The organism is Tautonia marina, assembly GCF_009177065.1.
Lineage (GTDB): Bacteria > Planctomycetota > Planctomycetia > Isosphaerales > Isosphaeraceae > Tautonia > Tautonia marina.
The window spans coordinates 164,375-187,813 of record NZ_WEZF01000014.1 but is presented as its reverse complement, the minus strand read 5'-3'; the positions used below and the strand labels follow the sequence as shown (position 1 = coordinate 187,813).

The following is a 23,439-nucleotide window of genomic DNA, read 5'->3' as shown; positions in this document are numbered from 1 at the left end:
ACGGAGCCCCGGCCCGGCCCGATCACAAGGGGACGTCCGGGGTCAGATCGGCCCAGGTGGATTCGAACGGATCGGATCGGGAACTTCGGTCGGTTGATCGTCTGAATTACGGAAGCAATCGGGATCGAATGGAGCCGAGGGCGATCGGGCCTTCGTGCTCGGGACTCGACCCGGCCGCGGCGCGGGGAAGGCCCCGCTCAGGGCAAGCAAGGAGGCTCGGTGTGCGTCGTCTCTATCCGGTCGTAACCCTGACCACAGCCCTGCTGACGGCCGCCGCGGCGGCCAGCGTTTCGTCCAGTTACGCGCAGGACGGAAACCGTCCGGCGGGCCGGCCGAGTGCGAGCCCTTCGGCTCCCGAGGCGCCGGCGGCCATCGGATCGAGTGACCCGATGGCCTCGGCCCGGTCACCAAGACACCTGCTCCGCAACGGACAGGATTATCTGCGGTACGGCGAGTATCTGCGGGCCTTGACGCTGTTCCGGGAAGCCGAGGCGAGGATCGGGGAACTCTCCGAGGCAGAGCAGCAGGAAGTGCGTCAGGGGATCGAGGCCGCCCGGCAAGGGATGCGATCTCCCGAGGCATCCCGCGACGACTCGGGCACGGTGACCGCGCGTCGCGGCCCGAGCCGCGCTCGGACGGGAGCCCTGCCGGGAGCGATTGCGCTGGCCGAGCCTCCTCGGCCCGACGCCGGCCCGCTTGGATCGCCCGATGGGGTGGTCTTGACCGGCGGTGAGCGTCCAGGCCCGAGCCCGAACATCCCGGCCGCCCCGGCGGCCTCGGATCTGGTGCCCCCCATCCCGCCCGAGCCGATCAGCATCGACCCCCGCGTGCTTCCGTCGGCGGCTCAGTCGTTGCCGGCTCCCGAAGCGCCGGCAGGGCTCGAATTGCCGCCGATCGCCCCGGCCGCTCCGTCGAGCGACGTGCCGCCGGCTCTGCCTGGGCCGAGCGATCTGCCCGCGTTGCCGAGCCAGGCCACGGCTCCGGCTCCGGCCCCGGATGCGGAATCGACGCCCTACGGGTTGCCTCAACTGCCCGAAGCTCTGGAACAGCCGGCGGTTGAATCGCCGTCGGCGATCCTGGGCGCTGCGGCTCCGGAGCGTCTGCCGGTTGCCTCGAACCCGCCGAGCCCTCCCGACGAATTGCCCGCCTTGCCGCCGTCGGCCGAGGAGTTGATGGAGCTGGGCGAGCGAGGCGCCGCCCCTCGGGCCGCGATGCCGGCGCAAGAACAACCCTCGATGGCGGCCCCCGCTCCGGCTCGGACGGCACCGCCGAGGCCCACCAGTCTGTCGGCTCGCGAGTTGGGGGACGGATCGCGGGGCTCGATGGAACTGAACGGCCTGGGGCGTCGGAACAGCGAGCCCCCGCGCGACCTGCTCACTCCTGAGCAACGGGAGGAGGTCATGATGATCGTCCGCCGTCAGGAGGAAGCGCAGCGTCAAGGGTTTGACCCGGCCCCGCTGCCGGACGACCCCTTGATGCCGATGTACGAGGAAGACGAGCTGTCGAGCCTCGCCATCGAGTTGCCCCGACCGCCAAGCCCCTCGGAAATCCGGCCGATCCAGTCGATTCCGGTGGCCGAGGACTATGTCGAGATGCCTCCTCGACGGTTCGCGCCGAGCCGGAAGTACTGGTCGGCTGCAGCCACCTGCCACCTGCCGCTCTACTTCCAGGACCCGGTCCTGGAGCGTTACGGCCAGAGCGTCGAGCAGAAGCTCGGTCCGGTCGGTCGCTTCCTCTCGTACCCGCTCGACGACCCGAAGCAGAGCCAGCAGCGGAACCAGCTTGCCCAGCCGTTCTTCTCGGCCGGCTTGATGGCCGCGCAGATTGTCACCTGGCCATATAAGGCTCTCATGGACACGCCGAGCGAGGCCGAGTACGACCTTGGCTACTATCGGCCGGGCGATCTCGTGCCGCCGGACCTGATCTATGCCCCGCTGCACGGCGTCGGCCCGCCCTTGCAAGGCAAGCGCTATTGAGAGAGGGGTCGGGTGTTGGTGACGCCTGATCAGCTTGATCCCAATGAGGGACACGGCCCGGAGATTCGGCGATGGCTTCGCCGGTCTTCGGGCCGTGTGCGTTGGTGCGGGGAGAGGGGGAAGCCCTCCTCGATTCGAGGCCCGTTGCCAGTCGGAACACTCCGGCGTCTGGCCGATGGTCGAGGCTCGGAGACGTGGTTTCCGGAGAAAACCCTGCCGAATCGTTTGAAGAAATCGAGACGTTCGTGTACGATGGGCGGCATCGCTTCCGAAGGTTTCGGCCGGGAAGCACCCTTCACGCCCCCCCTCGTGACGATCTGATGAAGAACGTGTGATCGCACGGAGAGACTTCGCCAAACCAGACCGATCTTGCATTGATGAATCCGAGTGGATTCCGTAGAGTAAACGGTCGGTATGAGAGTTGCCTCGTAGCGTCTCACGCGGTTTTGCCGGTCATCCAAGGGCCCGAACGCCAGAGCAGATGAGTCGCATCAATGATGATGGAACCGGACACCGGAACGGGAACCGGTGGCGATAGGCCGCATTCGTACTTGAATCGTCACCTGGTGCGCGACCTGGAAGTGCTTTGGAGTGAGGTGCTAAAGCTCGCCGCGGTGGTGGAGACCTCGCTGCGATCGAGCGTGCAGGCGCTCTGTTCCGGGAAGGTCGAGCTGGCCAACGAGGTGAAGGCCGACGAGCCGACGATCGACCACTGGCAGGTCCGGATCGAGCAGGATTGCCTTCGGATTCTGGCGCTGCACCAGCCGGTGGCCTCGGACCTTCGCCTGGTGACCTCGGCCTTGAAGATCAGCTACGAGCTGGAGCGGATGGGGGACCTGGCGGCTCACATCGCCAAGCGAGCCCGCAAGCTGGCCCGGCGCGACGAGCCGGTGCCCTTGCCTCCTCAGATGGAGTATCTCGGGGTCGAAGCCCTGGGACAGGTGCACGATGCGCTCGACGCCCTGACCCGGGGCGATACGGACATGGCCCGGCAGGTGATCAAGGGGGACCGGGAGATTGATCGGCGCCGGCAGATGATCCTCAAGGATCTGAAGAAGTCGATCCGCCAGGATCCGGGCCAGGTCACCATCTGGCTGCACCTGATCAATATCGCCCGCAACCTGGAGCGGATTGCCGACCACGCCACCAACCTGGCCGAGACGGTCGTCTACGTCAAGGAGGGGACGATTCTGCGTCGAGACGATCCTCAGCCGATCGTCGAGCCGTCTTGAAGGGGCGGCTCGGGTTGGCCGAGGACGACGAGGTGGACCTTCCGGCGTTCGAAGGCATGGAAGCCGCACCGCTGATAGAGCCGATCGGCCGGGAGGTTGCGCACATCGACGGCCAGCTCCAGCCGATGGGCATGGGGCCGGGTCAGATCGAGCGCATGGGCCAGCACGCGACGCCCAAGCCCTCGACCGCGAGCCTCCGGCGCCAGGCCGAGATAAGACACCTCCCAGGTCGATTCTGAGCCGGCCAGCAGCAGCAAGACCGCCACCGGCTCGGACTGGCCCGGAAGGAACCCCAACCGCCAGCGCTCCGGATCGAACGATCCGCGCGCCCGATGCCCCTGCATCACGTCGTCGAGGCTGCGCAAACCGGCCAACTCGGGCATGTCGAGACTCCCCTTGTACGACCGTTCGAGCATGCGGGCAAAGTCGTCGTGGCGATCGGGACGATACCCCTGCCACTCCAGGTTGGGAATTTCAGGGGGAACGGGAAGAGGATTTGCGGTTGGGCGGCCGAGGTAAAGGAGGTCGGTGACGTAGGGCAGGCCGCCACGAGTCAGGTCGAGGCCGGTCTGTTTCGGCTGGCTGTCATCGACGAGGGCCTGGGCCAGCCGAATTCCCCGAGCCTCTGAGACGCGGAGCGCCTCGCGGACCATGCACGAGGCCAAGGAGGCGGCTCCCCAGGCTCGGACGATGACGGGCGGCCAGATCGCAATCGCCCGTCCTGCAAGCACTTGGGTGAGCATTGCCCCAACGATGCGTCGCTTGCGAGCGGCGATCCAGAGCCCGGAAAGGTCGAGGTGGCCTCGGGATTCCTGGCGAAGCAACTCGACGATCATGTTGGCCCGAGTCGTGGCCGAGAGCCGGTGATAGAGGACCGCGAGGGCTTCGGCTTTCTCTTCGGGAGGGCACAGACCGATCCCGAGCGCCCGAGCCGCCTGGGGAGGCTCGGGGCGGGATTTCGAGGCCGAATCGGGAAAGGAAGGGGTCGAATCCTCCAACATGGGCGGGCCATCCCTCCGTATACTTATCATATGCGACCAAACCCCGACCCGACGACGCAAATGCCTCTACAATCTTCCGGAATCCGCCCCGGAGCCCCGGCTTCGGACGGCTCGGACACCGAGCCCGGTCTGGTGGCCCGTCCCGGCCTGGCCGAGGACGCCGGCGATGCCCGGCTCGTGGAACGAGCCCGGGAAGGGGATGAGGAAGCCTTTGCCACCCTGGTTCGACGCTACGAGCGGAAGCTCCTCCGCGTTCTGACCCGTCTGGTTCACGACCACGAACTGGCGCGAGACCTCGCGCAGGAAACGCTCTGGCGGGTGTATCATCGGCTCGATCGCTTCGATACGAGTCGACGATTTGGCCCGTGGCTGTTTCGGGTGGCCGTGAATCTGGGGGTCGATCAGCTTCGCCGCCGATCGGGTCCGCCGATGACCTCGTTGCCGATCGACCGCCGACGCGAGGAGGACGACCCGAGCAACCCGTCGGCCCTCGACGTGTCTGACCCCGACCCCCGCCCCCGAGAAGAACTGGCCCAGGAAGTTCGCTTCGTGCTGGAACAGCTTCCGGTCAAGGACCGGACGATTCTTGTCTTGCGGGACCTGGAAGGATTTTCGTCGGCCGAGGTCGCCGCGATCGTCGGCCGACGAGAGGCCACCGTCCGATGGCGGCTGGCCAAGGCCCGCGATCAGTTCCGCCGGCTCTGGGAACGCCGGATGCTTCAGCAGGACCAGGGAGGGACCGACCCCTTGAACGCCTTTTCCCCCGAGGCCCCTCATGCCGATTAAAACCTGTGCATGGGTCCGGGCCCGCCTCCCGCTCCTGGCCGGAGGCGATAGCCTCGGCCTGGACCGCTGGGTGGTTGACCGCCACCTTGTGCGATGCCCCGACTGCCGGCATCGGCTCGAAGCGCTCCGCGCCAGCCAGCGCGTGCTGGCGGCCGCGGCGATCGACGAGCCGATCGTCGCGGAGGCCCCGTCACTCTGGCCCGATCTGTCGCGACGGCTCCGTCAGGCCCGACGCCCCCGAGCCCGCACGGCCTGGGGCTTCGAACCGCATCGCGCCTGGGCCTTGCCCCTGGCCGGAGGGCTGGCGGCCGGCCTGCTGGTTGCCGTCTCGCTCGTGACGCTGGGCGCCTGGCGCGATCCGAGGATCGACACGCTGGTCAAGGAGTACGTCGCGCTCGACCAGTTGCTGCCGACCGATCCGCCTCGGTTGCTCAAGCCCGAGAATCCGGAGCAGTTCGAACAGCGACGGACTCGTCCCCGGCCCCGGCCCGCCGCGGCGTACCGCGAGTCGCACGCCTCGGTCACGCCCGACGAGATCCCGACCGCCGCTCCGCGCTCGATTCCTTCGCCGCCGCCGCCCGAGGTCGAGCTGACGCAGTAAGGTATCGTTCGATGGGCGCCTGGGGTCGGCACGACCCCAGCCACCCAAGAAATCCGCTCGATTCCGTGCGGTTCATCGTGAGGGAGGGCGAGACGCGCAGGGCTCGCTCAGTCGCCGCCCGGATCGGTCGCCTCGGCCGAGCCGATCTCGTACTTGACCATGCCGGGATCGTCGCCATAGGAGTAGAACCCGGTCAGGACGTGCGATCGGAGCGCCCCGCGCCAGGTGTACGTCGTCGCCTGCGTTCCGGGATCATCGGGCTGCAAGGGACTGTCAGCCTGTTTGCCGAGGATTTCCTCGACCTGATCCTTCGGCAGCAAGTCTTCTTCGTTGGCTTCCAGCGCCTTGTCGAGCCGATCGACCGCGCTGTTGAACTGGAACAGGGCGTTCAGCTCCAGCCCTCCGACGATCAGAAGGATGATCAGCAAGACCATCGAGATGGCGTTGCGCGCGGGCGAGACCTTCGCCTTGGCTTTCTTGGATGTGTCTGTTGCCTCGGGAGAGGACGCAACGGGAGGAGTGGCCGGTGACGGGGCCGGGGGGGTCGATTCGGGCGAATCGGTCGGGGTCGACATGGGGCCTCCGGGACATGATCGGTTCAACGAGATGAAGACGCGTCGATTGACGTGCGGAGCTTACCGTATCGCAGCCTCGAACGGTTCGCAACGGTGCGGGCTCGGCAGGATATGCCTTTGCACCGCACCGTCGGGATTGGGAGGGGGCTCCTGGAGAACCAGGGGGGCGCTCAGCGGTTCGCACCGGCCAGGGCTTCGGGGTCGTTGATGACGAGGTAGTGGCCGTGGTCGGCCGTGATGATGACCGCGGCGTCGTCCCACGAGCTGTGCTGCTCGACCCAGTCGATGATGGCCCGGATCGCCTCCTCGCCGGAGAAGACGGCGCCGATGGCGGCATCAAGGTTGTTGTCGTGCAAGGCCCAGTCAACGTCGCCGGCCTCGACAAAGAGGGCGAACGGCTGGTCGGGGTCCTGGCCGAGGACGGTCAGGGCGGCCTGGGTCATCTCGGTGAGGGTCGGGTTCTCGGCGATGTCGGCCGAGGCGTATTGCTCGGCCTCGCCGGAAATGCCCGGGGCGGGGTCGTAGCCGCCGTTGGCGGTCTGATAGGGCAGGTGGCCGTACTCAGTGCCGAAGAAGCCGAACAGCCGGTGCCCCTGGGCGGCGGCACGTTCGGCGGCGGCATTGAGAACGTCGTTGCCGTTGGCCCCTTCGGTGCGCTGGGCGACGACGTAAGGGCCGCCGTGCTGGGTGTCGATGGCGGCCAGATCGTCGTCGGTGAGGTAGACGTTCCCGGCCACGGCGTTCGATCCCTGGCGGCGTTGAAGGGCCTGAAGGTTGCCCGTCTGACCGAATCCGGTGCCGATGACCACGTCGAGGCCGGGGACCTCGGGGGCGCCGCGCTCGGTGGCGATGCTCGGCAGGCCGAGCATGTCGCGGGTCAGGTCCTGGTAGTCGTCTCGGGAGACGTTGCGGGCGTAGAAGGCGGCGGGAGAGGCGTGGCTGATCGGCACACTGGTCACGGTGCCGACCTTCCAGCCGTCGCGCTGAAGGTCGTGGAACAGGGGGGTCATGAAGGAGCCGTCGGGAGCAACGTTGACGCTGCTGTTGTAGCTCTTGACCCCGGCGGCGATCTCGGCGGCGCTGCAGGAGCTGTCGGTGTAGGCGTGAGGGACGCCGCCGTGATCGTGGATCTGGGCCAGCTCGCTCGGGGTGGCCGACTGTCCGCGGAGGTAACCGGGGGCGTCAAGCTCGGGAACCTGCAACGGGCCTCGGCCGGCGAATCGGGGGTCGTAACCGCCCCGGAGGACGTTGTCGGGGAAGGCGACGGATTGGCGATCGACGTCGAGTTTGGCTCCGCTGTGCGTCGGGCTGGTGACGACGGCTCCGACGGCGAGTGAGCCATCGGCCTGGTAGGCCGGTCCGAGTTCTCCGGCAAGCAGGGCGGCGCCAGCGTTCGGATCGCCCGACTTGACGATGGCCGCGGCGTTCAAGGTTTCCCAGTCGAGGCCGTCGAACAGGACGACGAAGAGCTGTTTGGCCCCGCGTTCGACCGCCTCTTTTTGCAGGCGGTAGAGATCGGCCTGATCGCCGTACTCGGCGTCGGGGTCAAGCGTGTGCTGGGGAAGTTGGCCGTAAAGCTCCCGGAGGCGTTCGGCATTGCGGTAGGAGCTATTGGCTCCGGTGATGCTCTTGAGATCGACCGTCTTGCCGAGGGTGAAGACCGGCACGAGGCGGTTGGTGTGACTGGTGTGGTTCGAGAACTCGTTGCCCTGGCCCTGAGAGCCGAAGTGGTAGGGGCGTTCGCGCGGTTCGGCCTTCGAGGCGATGGCTTCGGCTTGCATCGCCTTGAGTGGGTCATTGTCATCCTTCGGGGCCGGCCCGAGGGCCGCGGCGGCCATTGCGGCCGAGAACCCGAGCGAGAGGAGGGCGGAAGGCAGGAGGAATCGAGAGAGGGCGGGGATCATCAGGCAGTCACTCCAGGAGATGGACGCTCAACGCAGGAGAGGCGAGCCCCGGGCCTCGGTTCGGTCGGTGGGGCGATCCAGGGGCCGGCCCCGAGATCCGGGCAGATCCGAAGGTATCACACATCCAGGGGTTCCGGGAACCGGCCCGGGAATTCTTCACGCAAGGATCGTGAAAACGATGATCAGGACGAGCGGCAGAATGATGACCGCGGCAATCAGGCTGCCGATGATCTTGCCCGGGGTGTCGAGTGTCCGGTGGTCAGACCAGCCTTCGGGGTAGGCAAGGCACCGGATCAGGACGATCAGGCCATAGACGGGGACGATGAGCGCCAGGCCCCACCAGAAACTCTGGCCCATGTTCCGGATGCGCAGGCCGCTCAGGCAGATCATCCCGGCGATCTGGGCTGCCATGATAATCAACGAACCTTGATCGTAAACCTCGGGCCAGGCGACCGAGAGGCCCTCGAGGAGAACCCCCAGGGCGACCCAGCTCAGGAAGCCGAGGCCGAGATAGAGCCCGCGGCCGATCCCGCCGTAGGTCTTGCCTTCGGCCGGTGGCGGCGCGGCCAGCTCGGCCCGCGGGGCTTCGTAGGGATTGTCGATCGCCATGACTCGGGCGCTCCCCTGCGGCCGAGTCGCTCGCTCGACCCTGACGGACGGGTTCTGAGCCATGAGCTTGATGGGTGGGAGCATTCCGATCAAGCACAATTTCGACCCCGGCGCCAGACGCGGTCAGGGCACCCGGGGGCGAGGAAAACGCCTTCGCCGAGGACACGGCCCAATCGCCAAAAAAATTCAATCACCATGGAGAATCGCGGCCTATTGACAGCCCAACAAGATAAGGATACGCTCAACCATACTTGATCAATTATAAGTGCTCAAGGTTCTGCAAGTGCGCATCAGCATTTGAGTGTTGGTGCGATACCACGAGGAAAGTACCGGCAGTTCATCATCCGGGTCGATCCCAGTCCGGCGGCCGGACTCGCTCCCGAAGGAGGCCGCATCATGGTGGAGACCGGCTGCGCTTCGCTGGAAATCCCCGTCCGATTCGCAGGGCGTGTCGAAAGGAGCGGATAAACCGATGCGTGTTCGATCGATCTTCCTCCTCGGCCTGATGGTCTCCTGCCCGGCATCGGCGGCGGTCGCCCAGGTCGATGGCGACGCCCTCGCCGGGCGCTTCCTGGCCCACATCGAGTCGGTCGCGCCGGTCGGGGGGACCTTCATGGTCGAGACCCGGTTCGACCCGGAACTGATGGAAGCCGACCGGGCGGCGAAGCGCGAATGGGCCGAGGCCCAGGGCTACGGCATCGATCTTGGCCCCGAGGCCCCCGTGCTCCACTGCGAGTGGGCGTGGGACGGGACGCGGGAGTCGCTCAAGACACTGGACGGGAGCAACAAGTTTGCCCAGTTCTACCTGACGCCCGAGGCGTATCTGGATGGGATGGCCGAGAGGAATTACAACCTCACGCTCCCGACACGACCAGGGGACTGGCGGCCTGCGAGCTTCTATCTCCTCGGCGGTTCCACGCCGTGGTCGAGTTTCCTCGAAGGCGCCCGATTCGCGTCGGAGCCCGCCCCGGCCGGATCCCCCGATGGCTCGATCCTCCTCGTCGCCCGGTCGCGGGGGAAGGAGGTCCGCCTGCTCATCGACGAGCGGGACGGGACGTTGCACCGGGCCGAGATCGACATGGAAGGCAGCCCGTATTCCCGACTCGACGTCGAAGAACTCGATCGAGCCCCGGATGGCCGCGTGTTCCCGTCCCGGGCACGATTGACGATCCACAAGGAGGGGCAGCCCTACCAGTTCATGACGTTGAAGGCGAACCGGATCGTCTTCCGCCCCGACGAGGTCGCCGACGCCCTGGCCATCGAGCTGCCCGCCTCCACGAGGGTCCATGACCGCGTCTTGAATCGCGCCATCCCGCTCTCAGAGAAGACTTCCGCGCAGGAGTTCCTCACGAACTACGACCCTTCGGCGTCGGACACCATCGAGCCGCCGATGGAGCTTCCCTCGCCCGCGCAGGCAACGGTTCACCTGCCCTCGTCGGGGCAGGGGCGACCGGCCTGGGTGATCGGCCTCGGCCTCGTCGTGCTCGCCGCGATCGGCGTCTGGTTCTTCCTCAAGGGGGGCCGGATGTGGGACGAGGCTCGTCCAGGCCGATCGTGAATCCGTGGAACGATCACCTCATTTCGGAGGAGGACTTCCGTCATGCGACCGCGACCGGATCTCGGTTGTGACCTCCCCTAACGCTTCAAAGATTCGGCGTGACTTGATCAGTTGAGATTGCCAGAACGGGAGCCCCAGGTCATGATTGGTCCCCGCCGGATGACCCGGCCGAGGTCGGCGCTGACGCTGATCGAGCTGCTCGTCGTCGTCGCCGTGATCGGGATCCTCGCCGGCCTGGTGCTCCCGGCCGTCCAGTCGGCCAGGGAGGCGGCGCGACGGGCCCGATGCACGAACAACCTCAAGCAACTCGGGCTCGCGACCCATCAGTTCGAGGCCGCCAATGGGGGCTTCCCCGCCGACCCGCACCACCGCCTGGACGGGCCGCCGCCCATCGGATACCTGCCGGCCGTCTCCCAGTTGCTCCCCCATCTCGAACTGGGAAACGTCTACGACTCGATCAATCACGATCTTCACATGCGTTATTTCGACCATTTCCCGCCCGCGAACTGGACGGCGTTGACGACCCACGTCGCCGGCTTCATCTGCCCGTCCGATTCGGGTCCGGCCGACGTCCCGGGGCGCATCAATTACCGGACGAACTGGGGGCTGGGCGACCGCCGCCGGAACCGGCCCGGTTCCGAGGACGGGGCGTTCTCCCACTGGTCGATGTTGTCGCCGGCATCGTTCACCGACGGCCTCTCCCAGACCCTCGCATTCTCCGAGAAGAAGGTCGGCAGCGGCGCGGCCGGACGCTATGACCCGTCGCGAGACTGGATCTATCTGTCCCTCTCGCCCCTGCCATACGAAGCCGACTCGCTCGTCGAAACCTGCGCGAATCAGGGCGGGATCCGGACCGTCCAGCTCGATGGCGGGCACGCCTGGCTCTTGCACGGGGCGATGTACACGGCCTTCTACGCGATGGTCGAGCCCAACAGCCGGATCCCGGATTGCGGCAACCCGAACTACGCCGGCATCGGCGTCTTCGCCGCCCGGAGTGACCACCCGGGCGGGGTGAACGCGGCGATGGCCGACGGCTCGGTCCGCTGGTTCTCCTCCTCGATCGATCGCGCCACCTGGCGGGCCCTGGGCACCCGCAACGGCGGCGAGATCATCTCCCACTCCGAATGACCGACGCCGACTCCACCGGATCGAAGCCGCATGACGGTATTGAGATCGTTTCTTCGTCGATCAGGAGGGCTCGTCGGAACGTCGCCTGCGGTGGGCGAAGAACTTCCAGATGACTGCGGTGGCGTCGATCAGGTCGTTCCGGGGGCCGATCAGCAAGGGCTCGGCCAGGCGAGCCTGTCCGCCCGGCCAGGCGTGGCCGTGCCGGTCAAGCAGGATGAATCCGAGCGTGGCTCCCTCGGGGCTGGGAGGGTAGAAGAAGAAGTGCATCGGGCCGTCGTGCTCGATGACCGTGTCCACCTGGGGGCAACCGATCTGCGCGGCGTAGCGCTTCAGTTCGGGCAGGATTTCGGGAGTGCGGCGGACTTCCCAGGGAAGGACCGAGAGCCCTCCCTCGGTCGGCAAGAGGGGGTCGGCCCCGCCGAAAATGGTGAGAATGGACACCCCGCGGGCCTCGTTGGGAGGCTCGACGTAGCGCAAGCCGGCGACCGAGGCCACGGCGGCGAAGACCTCGGACCGCTCGGCCGCGAGCCGAAGCGCCATGGCTCCGCCGTTGGAGTGGCCGGCGGCGTAGATCCGATCGGGGTCGATCCGCCATCGCCGGGTGATCTCGTCGAGCAAGGCATCGAAGAAGGCCAGGTCGTCCACCTGGCTTCGAGGGCGATCGGGGGGATGCTGGCGGCTGTTCCAGAGCCTCGGGTTGAAAACGCGGCTTGGGCTGACCTCGGGGCGCATGGGAAGGCCGGAGGGGGCGGCGATGATGACCCCTTCGCGATCGGCCAGGTCGTCCCATCCGGCTTCGTCGAGGAAGGCGGTCCCCGAGCCGGAGGCGCCGTGCAGGGCCAGCACCAGGGGCCATTGGCGGTCGGAATCGGCTTCGTAGCCCGCCGGGACGTGAAGGGCAAAGGACCACGAATGGCCGGCGACCTCGATCGTTCCCTGATGACGCCCCTCTTGGGAATCGTCGAAGCGGGGATGGGTCGAGTTCGCAAAGGCTTCGGGGTTTTCGGTCCGGCGGGCGGCCAGCGCCAGCACGGCAAGCACAATCACGCCGAGCCATCGGGCTCGATCGGGCGGGATCGGCGGTGGCGCGGTCATAATCCGTCGCGCTCCCGTCGGGGGGTCAAGTTGAGATCGCAGTTTCGTCCACTCCTTGAGAAACCGCGGCACTTTATTCGGAATCGGTTCGTCTGCCTATGCCGATTGTGAGATTCTTTGGACCGACCGAGGAAGGAGGCCGGGGGGCGGCTCCTTCTCCAAGGATGAGGAGCGAAGCCCTTGGTTCCGCAAGGTTCCTCGCGCAGAATGATTGGAATGACGCTTGCAAGGCCGCGGTGTCGCGCTCGGCTCTCCCCGGCAATCGGCTCGGTTGGAAATCAATGAAGGATGTCATCGCCATTGTGCTCGCCGGCGGCAAGGGCACGCGACTCGATCCCTTGACCCGAGATCGGGCCAAGCCTGCCGTACCGTTCGGCGGGGTGTATCGGATCATCGACTTCACGATGTCGAACTGCATCAATTCCGGAATTCGCAAGATCCTGGTTTTGCCGCAGTACAAGGCGTTTAGCCTGAATCGCCATATCGACAAGTCGTGGAAGTTCCTGGCGCCGAACCTGGGGGAGTTCGTCGAGGTCTTGCCTCCCGAGCAGCGCATCGCCGAGAGCTGGTACGCCGGCACGGCCGACGCGATCTACCAGAACATCTTTCGGATCGAACGGGAGCGGACCCGAGACACGTTGATTCTGGCCGGCGATCACATCTACAAGATGAACTATGCGGACATGATCGCCGAGCACCGCCGGCGCGATGCTGATTTGACGATCGCCTGTTTGCCGGTCCCTCGGCTCGAAGCCCGAGACTTCGGCGTGATGCACGTGGATGATCAGCACCGGGTGATCGGCTTCGCCGAGAAGCCCGAAGACCCCGAATCGATGCCCGGTCAGCCGAACATCGCCCTGGCGTCGATGGGGATCTACGTCTTCAAGACCCGAACGATGTTCGAGCTGCTGTTCGAGGACGCCAAGCACCAGGACAGCCGGCACGACTTCGGGCACAACATCATCCCTCGGATTCTCGACTCGCACGCGGTCTTCGCCTACTCGTTCCGAGACGAGAACCGCAAGGCCGCGGCCTACTGGAAAGACGTGGGAACGCTCGACGCCTACTATCAGGCGAACATGGATCTGATTCAGGTCGATCCCAGTCTGAACCTGTACGACCCGTCGTGGCCGATTCACACCTTTCAGCCCTCGTTGCCCCCGCCGAAATTCGTGCACGCGATCGACCACCGGGTCGGGGCGGCCTACGATTCGATCGTTTGCAACGGCTCGATTCTCTCGGGAGGTCGGGCGCACCGCAGCCTGCTCTCGCCGAACGTGCGCATCAACAGCTTCGCGCAGGTCGAAGACGCGATTCTGTTTGAGGGGGTCGAGGTGGGCCGCCACGCTCGGGTCCGGCGCGCGATTCTCGACAAACACGTTCACGTTCCCCCCGGATTCTCGATTGGAGACGACCCGGAGCTGGACCGCGCTCGGGGCTTTACCATCACCGAAGGGGGGATCACGGTGATTCCCAAAGGGGAAGACCTGGAACGGTTTGCATCCTGACCGGCCTTCGGGCCCCGCCGCCTGTGCGACGTTTCCGAGCAACACAATCGACAAAATCGCGCGCCTGGCCTGGAAATTTCGGTCGAAGCCCTCCTAGAATACGCCACCCTCACGCGGGGTCGATGTTCGTCGTCCTCGTGTGAAGGGGTTCCCGCCCGCTTTGCTTCTTCAATCGTCACGGTTCTCTGTCTTGATCTGAGTTGCCGGGGGCAGTGGCCTCGAGCTGTCCTTCATCACGTTCGGCCGGCGGATTCACCGACGAGGGTGAGCCGTTTCGGTCCTCGCCCCAGGAACACGCCCTTACTTCCGAGAATCCGCCCCCACCCTCCGAGATCAGACTGAACAGCCGTTTCTAAGGACCCTTGCCAATTATGAGTCGCGCGTTTTCTTCGCGTCGGGCGACCGCCGTCCGCGGTGCGTTTACCCTGATTGAGCTGCTCGTCGTCATCGCCATCATCGGCGTGCTCATTGCCTTGCTTCTGCCTGCCGTTCAGAGTGCCCGAGAGGCCGCTCGCCGCGCCCAGTGCACCAATAATCTGAAGCAGATTGCCCTGGCGGCGCTGAACTTTGAGAGCACCTACGGCACCTTGCCTCCCGGCAACGGCCCGTGCGGCACCGCCGAGAACCCCGCCGGCAGCACCTGCGGCGGTCGGGCCACCCCGCTGGCCCAGCTCTTGCCGTTCATGGAGGGCTCGGCCGCCTACGCGGCGTTTAACCTTGAAATCAATTTGAACCTGTTCGGGCCGACGGCCGCGAACTTCACGGCTCAGACCGCCCTGGTGTCGGCCTACATCTGCCCGTCCGACATCCACAGCACGAAGATGGACGGCACCATTGCCTACGCCAACTACGTGGCCAGCACCGGCAACACCGCCTCGTCGGAATACGGCAGCGGGTTCTCCTTCCAGGAGCCGAACACCAACCGGCTGGGCGTGTTCAACTTCCAGATCAATCGGTCGGCCCCCCGCTTCCTGCCCGGCCAAACGACCGTCAACCCGGATTACCGCAAGGCCCTGGGCGCGGTGAAGCTCTCGCAGATTCGGGACGGAACGAGCAACACCGTGATGTTCTCTGAGACCCGGCGCTCGTATGCCGCTGCCTCGACCCTGGCCGCCTCGGGCGTGCCGACGACCGACCCGCTGAACGTCTACATTCAGAACGTCGTAATCGACAACCTGGTCACCCCGCTGGCCGACCAGGGCGGTTGCTACTACCTGATGCCCAACTACAGCACCCGCATCTACTATCGAGGCCAGCAGTACTACCGCTCCTTGCCTCAGAACGGCTTTTACAGCCACACGCTGACCCCCAACAGCCGGTTCTCCGACTGCGGGTCGAGCAACTACGTTCAGAACCACGCGGCGGCCCGAAGCTACCACCCCGGCGGCGTGAACGCGGCCAACTGCGACGGCAGCGTCAAGTTCATCAAGGAGACGGTCAACCCCGATGTCTGGCGAGCCGCCGGGAGCCGTCAGGGGGGCGAGGTCATCAGCGCCGACCAGCTCTGAGACTGGCTTGATCCTCGTTCTTCGAACGCCTGATCCTCGGGGGTGTCCAGAGTCCGTAATGCGGCCTCCGGTCGCACCCGAGGATTGCTCATGCCCTCGATTGTTCGGACACGGACTTTTTCTCAGGAGCTTTCGTCGATGCGTCTTCGCCTTGCCACGACTCGGATCGTGGCCTTTGGGTTGCTCTGCGCCGCCGTGATCGTGACCTTGCCTGGCTGCGGCGACGGGAATACGCCCGCCACCGAGGAACAATTCCGCGACACGAACTTGCTGGACGTCGGCGAATTGCTGCGGATGTACCAGATCGAGAAGGGGGAGCCCCCACAGAGCTTCGCGGATGTCCAGGCCGTTCCCTCGCTCGAAATGGCCGCGCCGATGGGTTTCGAGCGGATTCGGTCGGGTGAGTTTATCGTCCGATGGGGAGCCACCCTGCCGGACACGGGCGAGGAAATCGGCACGACCGACGACTCGGCGATTCTCGCCTACGTCAAGGAAGCGCCGGAACAGGGGGGCTCGGTCCTCCTGCTCAACCGAACGCTCACCACCATGACTGCCGACGAGTTCGCCGCCGCCCCGAAGGCCGGCAACGACCCCGAGGAATGATCGACGCCGGTACCGCCCCCGCTGAGGGAGTCGCCCTCGATTCTGTTCCGCTCAGCGGCGGGGGACGGAGGTTCCGCAGTGCCGGCAGACGTCGGAGCCGAGGTGGACCGGGCGGCCGCACTTCGGGCAGAGCCGCAGGCCGGCCTCGACCTTCTCGACCGGCGACTGAGGATGGTTCGACGGCGGGGCGTTCGGCCCGGCAGGCACATTTTCCGGCTTCCGGCTGCCGCGATCGCGGTGTTCGGCGGCCCACTGATCCAGGAAGCGGGCCTCTTCGGGTAGCAGGTCGTCGGTGCGCTGCTCGGGACCGCTGCCGACCCCCGGCACGGGGACAATCCGCCCGCAGTCGGGGCACTTGCCATGCGAAGGAGGCGAGGCGGCCGGCACCTTCAGGCGTCGGCCGCAGGAGCAATTGAAGCGGATGAACCCGTCGGCCGGGGTCAAATCCGGGCCTCGGTTGATGCGGATCCGGACCTTCGCCCCGCACTTCGGGCAGACCACCCGGCCCTCTCGATCGTCGCGCACGGTCAAGAGTTGACCGCATCGGCAGGTCGCCTTGGCCATGACAGCGCGGTCCTTTCGAGGGGGCCGTCCGGGTCGGATCGGTGTTCGAATCCGACGGACGGCGAACGACTCGGAGCGAGGGTCGATCAAGGCACGACCGGGATGGCCCCGTTTCATCCCGGCTCAATGGCCTGTGTTCGCGACCTCACCGGGGCGAGATCAGCGGCCGACGGCCGGGACGACGAGCCCTTTCATGAGGTTCTCGGAGGGGATGACCAGGTTGTTGCTCCCGGATCGGAACCCTTCGAGATCGAGTGTCACGAACTTGAAGCCGAGGTCCTTGAAGGCCCGGACCATCTCGGTGCGAACCTCGGCCGAGGCGATCGTCGGCAGCTCGTCGAGCGGGACCTCGACGCGGGCCATGTCCCCTTTGTGGTAGCGGACGCGGACGATCCGGAGCCCCCGGGCGCGGAGCCATCGCTCGGCCTGGTCGATCATCCGGGTGCGCTCGGGGGTGACTTCCTCGCCGTAGGCGATCCGGCTCGACAGGCAAGGGGTGGCGGGCTTGTCCCAGGTCGGCAGGCCCCAGGCTTTGGCCAGCTTGCGGACGTCGTTCTTGGTCAGCTCGCAATCGAGCAACGGGTGGACGACGCCGTTCTCGGCCGCGGCCTTCATGCCGGGGCGATGGTCGCCGGCGTCGTCGAGGTTCGCGCCGGAGGCCACGGCGTCGACCCCCAGCTCGGCCCGGATCAGGGCGAGGCGGCCGTACAGCTCGCTCTTGCAGAAGTAGCAGCGGTCGGGATTGTTGCGGAGGTAGTTCGGGTCTTCGAACTCGGAGGTGTGGATGACCCGATGGCGGATGCCGATTTGCTGGGCCAGGGCCTCGGCCTCCTCGCGCTCGCCTTCGGCCAGGCTGTCGGAGACGGCGGTCACGGCGATCGCATCCTCCCCGATCGCCAGGTGCGCCGCCTGGGCCACGACCGTGCTGTCGATCCCCCCCGAGAAGGCGACCGCGACCTTTCCGTAACCACGGAGAGCCGCGATCAGCCGATCTCGCATCGCGGCCAGTTCCGGGTCGTTCCAGTCACTCATCAAGGCACCTCCGCCGGATAGGAAGCCGCAGTCCGTCCTTCGATCGCCGCCCGATCAACCCCCAAGGGGGAGCTGTGGGCACATCTCTTATTATTACGAGGCAAGCGCGATCGGCTCAAGCGCTCGGCATCCGGACACAGGGCGATTGCAGCGTCTCGGAGGCGGCCTTTTGGTCGGGTGCGTCTTCGAGGACGCGACGCACTCGCCACGAGATGCGACGCGAGGAACGCCGGCTCGGTTCAGCGGGCGCCGACGCCGATCAGGAGCAGCGACTCGGAGCCTTCCAGGGCTTTGTCGAGGAAGACGAGTTGATCGGGAGGGGTACGGACGTCGGTGACGAAGACGGGCCGCGTCTGATCGTCGTCGAGTAACTGGACGCGGAGATGGACCTTGCCGTCGGCCCCGAGGGGTTCCAGCAGCACGACCTTCAGGGTTTGGCCGTCTCCCAGGTCGCACGAGACGGATTGATTCGATGAGAGGCGCTGGCTGGCGGCGTCGAGCAGGGTCAAGCCGTGGCCGGGCACGAGCTTACGCAGGGGGGCGGCGTAGGGGGAGAGCAGGGGGTCGATCCGATCCTTGCCCGGATCGGCCCGGAGGCCGAACAGGGTCACGTCGCGCTCGGGGCGAGGCTCGTCTCCGGGCTGGCCGAGGCTGCGATCGGCGAACAAGGCGGGGCCGATCGCAACAAACGCCACAAGCAGGGCCAGCAGATGCCACCGAGCCCGCCTCGGAACCAGGCGAGCGAGGCGACGGGCCGACCAGAACGAACCTCGGGCATCGTTGGCGTGATTCATGGGACAATCAGGGCCGGGAGTCAAAGGGGCTGGCACTCTCTCCAGGACCGGACGGGGCCGATGCCGTCAGGGCGGGCATGGCCTCGAACCAGCCGAAGAGGGCGAAGTAGTCGACCGCATCAAGACCCAGCTCGGACTGGCTGAAGAAGGTCAGGTCATCCTCTCCCGAGGCCATCGGCCCGCTGACCTGAACAACCCGATGCTCGTCGGAATCGACGTGGTAAAGGACCGTGTGGCCGACCGGCACGTCGAGCGTTCCGTACACCGGGCCGTTGGTCTTGCCATTGTCGGCGAAGTTCGGCGCAGGAGAGGGAACATTGAGGGCCAGCACGACCGCCGCGGCGACCAGGGCCAGACCGATTGCCAGACGAGCAGCTGGAACGCGGGAGCGCATCGGGAGGGTCCGGCTCGTCGAGGAATCGCTGGCCAACGGCTGCGGAGCCGCCGCCAGTTCGCCGTCGATCCGAGCCCAGGCCGAGTCCCAGGAGGCCGCCGAGGGCAGCTCGGGCCGGGTCGCGTCCCAGAGCCGATCGAGGCGTCGGACCCCTTCGGCCATCCTCGCGCAGCGCGGGCACGCGGCCAGATGGGCCTGAATCTTCGACTCGGACATCGCGCCCGGCTGGGTCGCGACGGCTCGGGAAACGTCTCGGCAACGCATCGTGGGTTTGAGAACCTCCGGTTCAAACGGCCAGCGAAAAAACCGCCGCCACCATTGACAGAAGCCCTTCCAGGGCATTCGGTTCGGGTTTGAGCATAGCGATCTCCCACGGCCCCGGAAAGAGGCTTGCGAGACGATCGGCCTACCTGCTCGACGCCCGTTCCACACGACTTATTCGAAGGTTACGGGTGATCTTCGATTTCCTCCAGCGCGGCCTGAAGCTTCTGCCGGGCGTAGTAGAGGCGGCTCATGACGGTGCCGATGGGAACGTCCTGGGTCTCGGCGATCTCCTTGTAGCTGAGTTCGGCCTCGGCAAAAAGGACGAAGGTTTCCCGGATCGTCGGGCTGAGGCGGGCGAGAGCCTCGTCGAGGGCGCGGCGGAGGTCGTCGCGGTGGAGCCCTCGGCTGGGATCGTCCTCAATGCTCGGCTCGGCGACCGAGGTGCCGGGCAGGCCCGAGCCGCCGGGGTCGGTGTCGAGGTCGGCCAGGCGGAGGGCAGGGCGTCGGCGTTTGCGACGGCCGAGGTCGTGAGCGGCGTTGGTCACGATCCGCAGGAGCCAAGTTCGAAAGGCGCTGCGGCCATCGAAGGCGTCGAGGTTGCGAAAGGCCTTGATAAAGCCGTCCTGCACGGCGTCCATCGCATCCTCGGCGTTGCCGAGCAGGCGAAAGGCGACGCGGTAGGCGATCTCTCGCCCGCGACGGAAGAGTTCCTCGCGGGCGTCGGCATCGCCGGCACGGGCCAGCTCGACCAGGGCTTCGTCGGGCGCCTCGACGACGCCGCTGTGCGGATCGGGCATAGTGCGGGTGGTCCTCGCCGGATTCGACGCCCCTCGTTCCAGCTTATTCGATCGGCAGAACGAGCGGGGAGGCTCAAACCGGGAACAAGCGCGTCAAACCGATGGGATCGGCAATTGCCCTTGACCGTTCTGGGGATCGTCTCCATAGTACGCCCGCCCGAGAGCGGAGCCCGATCCGCCCCGGACGTACACCCGGCCGAACCCATCCATCCGCGTACGACTCGATCCCCGGTCCAGCGACGCCCTCATCTTGAAATTCTCATCCCTTGAATCTGGTGCCTCCTCCGGCCCTCAACGCCGGGGAGTGCCGCGGACCGCCTTCGCTCGATTGCAACAGCGACGGCTTCGGATCGTTTCGGGACCGGACGGCTGGTGACGCGGCCCCTTGTTCGGATCGGTCCCTACACCATCGCGTACCCAAGGAGGGCCCGCGCCCATGTCTCACCGCCTGCTCGGATTGCTGGCAGCCTTCGGCGTTGTGATCGCCGCGACTGGCCAGCCCGCGACGGCGTCGCCCACCCAGCCGATGACCTTCCGTCTGACGAACACCACCGACTCACCCGTCTCGGAGATGTACTTCGAGCTGGTGCCTCGTGACACGATCATCCCCCCGGTCATCGGCACCGACGAGGATGGCGGGGTGATCGAAGGCAGCCCCATGACGGCGCTGGACAGTTCGACCGGCATCGATGTCTCGACCTCGTTCGTCCTTCTGACGAGCGACCCGAGCGACGAGGAGATGGAACGGATGTTCCTGCTCTTTGGCTACGAACCGGAGACGGACCCCTCGGCCGCCGTGCCGTTCCGCCCCCTGGTCGACGCCGAAGGGAACCGGATCGGCCAGCTCGAACCAGGCGGCATGTTCGACTTCGAGCTGAACCTGGCACAGAACGCGGTCGGCTGGCTCCTGAAGTCGGCCGTCGATGGTCTGAGCCTTTCGGTTCTCGACGTTCCCAGTCCAGAGCCTGAGCCCGAGCCGGGCTTGCCCGGCGACCCCGATCCGGGCACCGTTGGCACGCCGATTCCCGAGCCCTCGGCCGTGATCCTCTGGGCCGTCTTCGGCCTTGGGGCCTTGAGCTTCGCCCGACGACGCCGACGGCTGCTCGCCTCGGCGACGGCCTGAGGTCGGATTGCCCTCGTTCGGCCCAAGCTCGCTCTGTGATCCTGATCGGGGGGCGGAGCCCCTTCCTCCAACAAGAACGGGTGGAGGAAGGGGCATCGTCCCCCGATCCTCTTTCTTGCGCGACGGTCATCCCCCTCGGCCCCATTGCCTGTTGACGGTACGATGGTTCGGAGTGAGACGATTCAGGTGAGGTCGTCGCTCCGATGGTTTCGTTCCGTTGATGTCCCGTCCCGTCCGTACGGCCGGGCGCGGGGAGGAGGAGGAGCTCGCATGAATCTCCCGGAGTCGGCCCAGTCGCGAGCGGACCTGGTCGAGCACATTCGAAGCCTGCTCGATGACCTCGACGCCAACGAGGCCGAATGGGAAAACTCGGCCCTCGGCGATTTCCTGGAAGCCCTGGCCGCCTGGCTGACGGATTGTGGCAAGGCGTCACCGCGCAACGACGAGGGAGTGATCGATCCCGATCGGCCGTCGTGGCAACTGTTCGCCAGTGCCCTGTCGGCGGCTCGGGTCTATGAGTAAACTCATGGGCCGGAGCGAACACACCCGCAGAGCGAAACGAAGGGGCCGCCGCGCCGGGCGGATGATCCCTCATCGGCGCTCGAACGCAATGAGGACCCCGTGGCGTGGAGATTCTGATCAGTGAGGAGCGCATCCGAGAGCGCGTGGCCGAACTTGGCCGACAGATCGAACGCGATTACCAGGGCAAACCGCTGACGATCGTCGGCATTCTGACCGGTAGCGTGATCTTGCTGGCCGACCTGATCCGGCAGGTCCAGCTTCCGCTTCGGGTCGCGCTCTTGCAGGCGAGCAGCTACAAGGGGGCTGTCACCGATCGGGGCTCGCTGACGATCAACGACGCCTTCGCCCCCGAGGTCGAAGGGCGTCACGTCCTCTTGCTCGACGACATCTTCGACACCGGCCACACCCTGGCGGCGCTCGTGCCGAAGCTCCGCGAACGGGGGGCGATCGACGTTCGGACGGCGGTGTTGCTCCGCAAGCAAGGGCGGCAGGAAGTGGCCCTTGAGCCCGATTACGTCGGCTTTGCGATTCCCGATGCGTTCGTCATCGGCTACGGGCTCGACTATGATGACGAGTACCGGCACCTGCCCTACATCGCCGTGCTCGATCCGAACGCCCACGAGGCGGCCCACTGAACCGGCGACGAATTTCCGACGGCCGCGACCCGAGCCCGAGCCCCCACCGTGCGCATCGCCTTGATCTCTCGACGCTTCCCCCCGTTGATCGGCGGGGCTGAGAAAGTTTTAAGCTACCTTGCTCCCGCCCTGGCCGAGCAGGAGAACGAGGTCACGGTCCTCACCAGCCTGCCGCCCGGCTCGGGCCTGCCCGAGGCCGAGGAGGTGCCGACGCGCCGCGGTTCTTGCACGATTCGGCGCCTGGGCACGTCTCGCCTGCGATTCGTCGGCACCTGGCGCTACATGAAGAACCTGGAGCGATGGCTGGAGGCAAACCCGCCGGACCTGGCCTATGTGTCGATGCTCAAGCACGATGCCTACGTCAGCGTCGAGGTCGGCCGACGGCTCGGCTTTCCGGTCGTCCTGCGTCCCGAAGGGGCCGGGGCGACGGGCGACCTGGCCTGGCAATCGTGGGGGAACTTCGGCCGGACGATCGGCGAGCGGACGAAGCAGGCCGACGCCATCGTCGCCATCTCGAAGCCGATCGAGGACGAGCTGCGACGCGCCGGCTACAACCCGTCGATCATTCACCGATTGCCGAACGGCGTGCCCGTGCCGGAACTCCCCTGGCGGCGTCGGGACGACTGGCGAAGCGCTCCGAGGGCGGCGTACGTCGGCCGCCTGGCCCCGGAAAAAGGGCTCGATACGTTGATCGAAGCCTGGCCGATCGTGCGCAAAACGTTCCCGAGGGCTCAGCTGACGCTGCACGGCGACGGCCCCGAAGGCCCGTCGCTCTGGGCCGGTGTGGGCAAGCTCGGCCAGGGAGACGTCATCGACCTCCCTGGCCCGACGAGCGACCCGATCGCCGCACTGCGTGAGGCCGATCTGTTCATCTTGCCGTCTCGCGAGGAAGGCATGAGCATTGCCTTGCTCGAAGCCATGGCGCTGGGGATTCCGCTGGTCGCCTCGTCGATTCCGGGCAATCGCAAGCTCATCTCCGACTTCAAGGACGGCCGCCTCGCCCCGGTCGATGATCCGGAAGGGCTGGCCCGCGTGATCGTCGAGCAGTGGACCCAGTTCGATCGCGCCTTTCACATGACCCGATCGGCGAGGAAGAAGGTCGAGGGGTCGTACTCGGTCACCGTGGTTGCGCGGCAACACCTGGAGCTGTTCCAGTCGCTCGTCGAGGAGTCCCAGCCTTGAGCCGGAGGAGACGCGTGCAGAGACGCGGAGAAGAGGAGGAAAAAACAG

24 protein-coding genes are annotated in these 23,439 nt (G+C 66.4%); 14 read left to right on the top strand and 10 right to left on the bottom strand.

What is annotated here, in order from left to right:
- The first annotated feature begins 221 nt into the window (after positions 1 to 221).
- The 3 genes from GA615_RS17680 to phoU all read left to right on the top strand — a co-directional run bounded on the left by GA615_RS17680 (position 222) and on the right by phoU (position 3,208).
- Positions 222 to 1,976 carry a hypothetical protein gene (locus GA615_RS17680; protein WP_152052643.1) on the top strand — a complete coding sequence of 585 codons (1,755 nt, stop codon included), beginning with the start codon at positions 222 to 224 and terminating at the stop codon, positions 1,974 to 1,976.
- A gap of 71 nt (positions 1,977 to 2,047) precedes the next feature.
- Entirely contained in the window at positions 2,048 to 2,311 is a 264-nt protein-coding gene (locus GA615_RS17675; protein WP_152052642.1) for a hypothetical protein, read from the top strand.
- Between the two features lie 159 nt (positions 2,312 to 2,470).
- The gene (phoU, locus tag GA615_RS17670) at positions 2,471 to 3,208 is read left to right on the top strand and encodes a phosphate signaling complex protein PhoU (protein ID WP_152052641.1); all 738 of its coding nucleotides are present in this window, start codon (positions 2,471 to 2,473) and stop codon (positions 3,206 to 3,208) included.
- Here the strand turns inward: phoU and GA615_RS17665 are convergent.
- Positions 3,184 to 4,209, bottom strand: a complete 1,026-nt coding sequence (locus tag GA615_RS17665) for a GNAT family N-acetyltransferase (RefSeq protein ID WP_161602406.1) — start codon at positions 4,207 to 4,209, stop codon at positions 3,184 to 3,186. The genes phoU and GA615_RS17665 overlap by 25 nt on opposite strands.
- A 60-nt stretch (positions 4,210 to 4,269) precedes the next feature.
- Between GA615_RS17665 and GA615_RS17660 the strand changes: the two genes are divergently transcribed.
- Together GA615_RS17660 and GA615_RS17655 are read left to right on the top strand one after the other, a co-directional pair.
- The gene (locus tag GA615_RS17660; RefSeq protein WP_152052639.1) at positions 4,270 to 4,995 is read left to right on the top strand and encodes an RNA polymerase sigma factor; all 726 of its coding nucleotides are present in this window, start codon (positions 4,270 to 4,272) and stop codon (positions 4,993 to 4,995) included.
- Positions 4,985 to 5,596 carry a zf-HC2 domain-containing protein gene (locus tag GA615_RS17655; protein WP_152052638.1) on the top strand — a complete coding sequence of 204 codons (612 nt, stop codon included), beginning with the start codon at positions 4,985 to 4,987 and terminating at the stop codon, positions 5,594 to 5,596. Before GA615_RS17660 ends, GA615_RS17655 begins: the two co-directional genes overlap by 11 nt.
- 107 nt (positions 5,597 to 5,703) lie before the next feature.
- Here the strand turns inward: GA615_RS17655 and GA615_RS17650 are convergent, their stop codons facing one another.
- The 3 genes from GA615_RS17650 to GA615_RS17640 all read right to left on the bottom strand — a co-directional run bounded on the left by GA615_RS17650 (position 5,704) and on the right by GA615_RS17640 (position 8,684).
- On the bottom strand, positions 5,704 to 6,171 hold the full coding sequence (locus tag GA615_RS17650; RefSeq protein WP_152052637.1) for a hypothetical protein: 468 nt from the start codon (positions 6,169 to 6,171) through the stop codon (positions 5,704 to 5,706).
- 170 nt (positions 6,172 to 6,341) lie between these two features.
- Complete coding sequence (locus GA615_RS17645; RefSeq protein ID WP_152052636.1) at positions 6,342 to 8,075, bottom strand: alkaline phosphatase; 1,734 nt, start codon at positions 8,073 to 8,075, stop codon at positions 6,342 to 6,344.
- 156 nt (positions 8,076 to 8,231) lie between these two features.
- Positions 8,232 to 8,684, bottom strand: a complete 453-nt coding sequence (locus GA615_RS17640) for a hypothetical protein (RefSeq protein WP_152052635.1) — start codon at positions 8,682 to 8,684, stop codon at positions 8,232 to 8,234.
- A gap of 472 nt (positions 8,685 to 9,156) precedes the next feature.
- On the opposite strand from GA615_RS17640, the gene GA615_RS17635 reads away from it, so the two are divergent.
- Together GA615_RS17635 and GA615_RS17630 are read left to right on the top strand one after the other, a co-directional pair.
- Positions 9,157 to 10,242, top strand: a complete 1,086-nt coding sequence (locus tag GA615_RS17635) for a hypothetical protein (RefSeq protein WP_152052634.1) — start codon at positions 9,157 to 9,159, stop codon at positions 10,240 to 10,242.
- Between the two features lie 141 nt (positions 10,243 to 10,383).
- Positions 10,384 to 11,370, top strand: a complete 987-nt coding sequence (locus GA615_RS17630) for a DUF1559 family PulG-like putative transporter (RefSeq protein WP_152052633.1) — start codon at positions 10,384 to 10,386, stop codon at positions 11,368 to 11,370.
- Between the two features lie 60 nt (positions 11,371 to 11,430).
- On the opposite strand, the gene GA615_RS17625 is transcribed toward GA615_RS17630, so the two are convergent.
- Positions 11,431 to 12,465 carry an alpha/beta hydrolase family esterase gene (locus GA615_RS17625; protein WP_152052632.1) on the bottom strand — a complete coding sequence of 345 codons (1,035 nt, stop codon included), beginning with the start codon at positions 12,463 to 12,465 and terminating at the stop codon, positions 11,431 to 11,433.
- A 281-nt stretch (positions 12,466 to 12,746) separates the two neighbouring features.
- Between GA615_RS17625 and glgC the strand changes: the two genes are divergently transcribed.
- The 3 genes from glgC to GA615_RS17610 all read left to right on the top strand — a co-directional run bounded on the left by glgC (position 12,747) and on the right by GA615_RS17610 (position 16,084).
- Entirely contained in the window at positions 12,747 to 13,973 is a 1,227-nt protein-coding gene (gene glgC / locus GA615_RS17620) for a glucose-1-phosphate adenylyltransferase (RefSeq protein WP_152052631.1), read from the top strand.
- Positions 13,974 to 14,344: 371 nt separating this feature from the next.
- Entirely contained in the window at positions 14,345 to 15,481 is a 1,137-nt protein-coding gene (locus GA615_RS17615) for a DUF1559 domain-containing protein (RefSeq protein WP_152052630.1), read from the top strand.
- A gap of 138 nt (positions 15,482 to 15,619) precedes the next feature.
- Positions 15,620 to 16,084 (top strand): hypothetical protein, encoded by a 465-nt coding sequence (locus GA615_RS17610; RefSeq protein ID WP_152052629.1) that lies wholly within the window; start codon positions 15,620 to 15,622, stop codon positions 16,082 to 16,084.
- 51 nt (positions 16,085 to 16,135) lie between these two features.
- Here the strand turns inward: GA615_RS17610 and GA615_RS17605 are convergent, their stop codons facing one another.
- The 5 genes from GA615_RS17605 to GA615_RS17585 form a co-directional block, all read right to left on the bottom strand.
- Entirely contained in the window at positions 16,136 to 16,648 is a 513-nt protein-coding gene (locus GA615_RS17605) for a hypothetical protein (RefSeq protein WP_152052628.1), read from the bottom strand.
- Between the two features lie 159 nt (positions 16,649 to 16,807).
- Positions 16,808 to 17,680, bottom strand: a complete 873-nt coding sequence (larE, locus tag GA615_RS17600; RefSeq protein ID WP_152052627.1) for an ATP-dependent sacrificial sulfur transferase LarE — start codon at positions 17,678 to 17,680, stop codon at positions 16,808 to 16,810.
- A gap of 239 nt (positions 17,681 to 17,919) precedes the next feature.
- The gene (locus GA615_RS17595) at positions 17,920 to 18,474 is read right to left on the bottom strand and encodes a hypothetical protein (protein ID WP_152052626.1); all 555 of its coding nucleotides are present in this window, start codon (positions 18,472 to 18,474) and stop codon (positions 17,920 to 17,922) included.
- 7 nt (positions 18,475 to 18,481) lie between these two features.
- Positions 18,482 to 19,132, bottom strand: coding sequence for a hypothetical protein (locus GA615_RS17590; protein WP_152052625.1), 651 nt, complete (start codon positions 19,130 to 19,132; stop codon positions 18,482 to 18,484).
- A gap of 182 nt (positions 19,133 to 19,314) precedes the next feature.
- Positions 19,315 to 19,929, bottom strand: coding sequence for an RNA polymerase sigma factor (locus GA615_RS17585; RefSeq protein WP_152052624.1), 615 nt, complete (start codon positions 19,927 to 19,929; stop codon positions 19,315 to 19,317).
- A gap of 436 nt (positions 19,930 to 20,365) precedes the next feature.
- Here GA615_RS17585 and GA615_RS17580 point away from each other — a divergent pair, with 436 nt between their 5' ends.
- From GA615_RS17580 to GA615_RS17565, 4 genes are all read left to right on the top strand, one after another.
- A complete protein-coding gene (locus tag GA615_RS17580) occupies positions 20,366 to 21,052 on the top strand; it encodes a PEP-CTERM sorting domain-containing protein (RefSeq protein ID WP_152052623.1) in 687 nt (228 codons plus the stop codon).
- Between the two features lie 270 nt (positions 21,053 to 21,322).
- Complete coding sequence (locus GA615_RS17575) at positions 21,323 to 21,574, top strand: DUF7660 family protein (RefSeq protein ID WP_152052622.1); 252 nt, start codon at positions 21,323 to 21,325, stop codon at positions 21,572 to 21,574.
- A 104-nt stretch (positions 21,575 to 21,678) separates the two neighbouring features.
- Complete coding sequence (gene hpt / locus GA615_RS17570; RefSeq protein WP_152052621.1) at positions 21,679 to 22,209, top strand: hypoxanthine phosphoribosyltransferase; 531 nt, start codon at positions 21,679 to 21,681, stop codon at positions 22,207 to 22,209.
- Between the two features lie 48 nt (positions 22,210 to 22,257).
- Positions 22,258 to 23,391 carry a glycosyltransferase family 4 protein gene (locus GA615_RS17565; RefSeq protein WP_152052620.1) on the top strand — a complete coding sequence of 378 codons (1,134 nt, stop codon included), beginning with the start codon at positions 22,258 to 22,260 and terminating at the stop codon, positions 23,389 to 23,391.
- Positions 23,392 to 23,439: the final 48 nt, after the last annotated feature.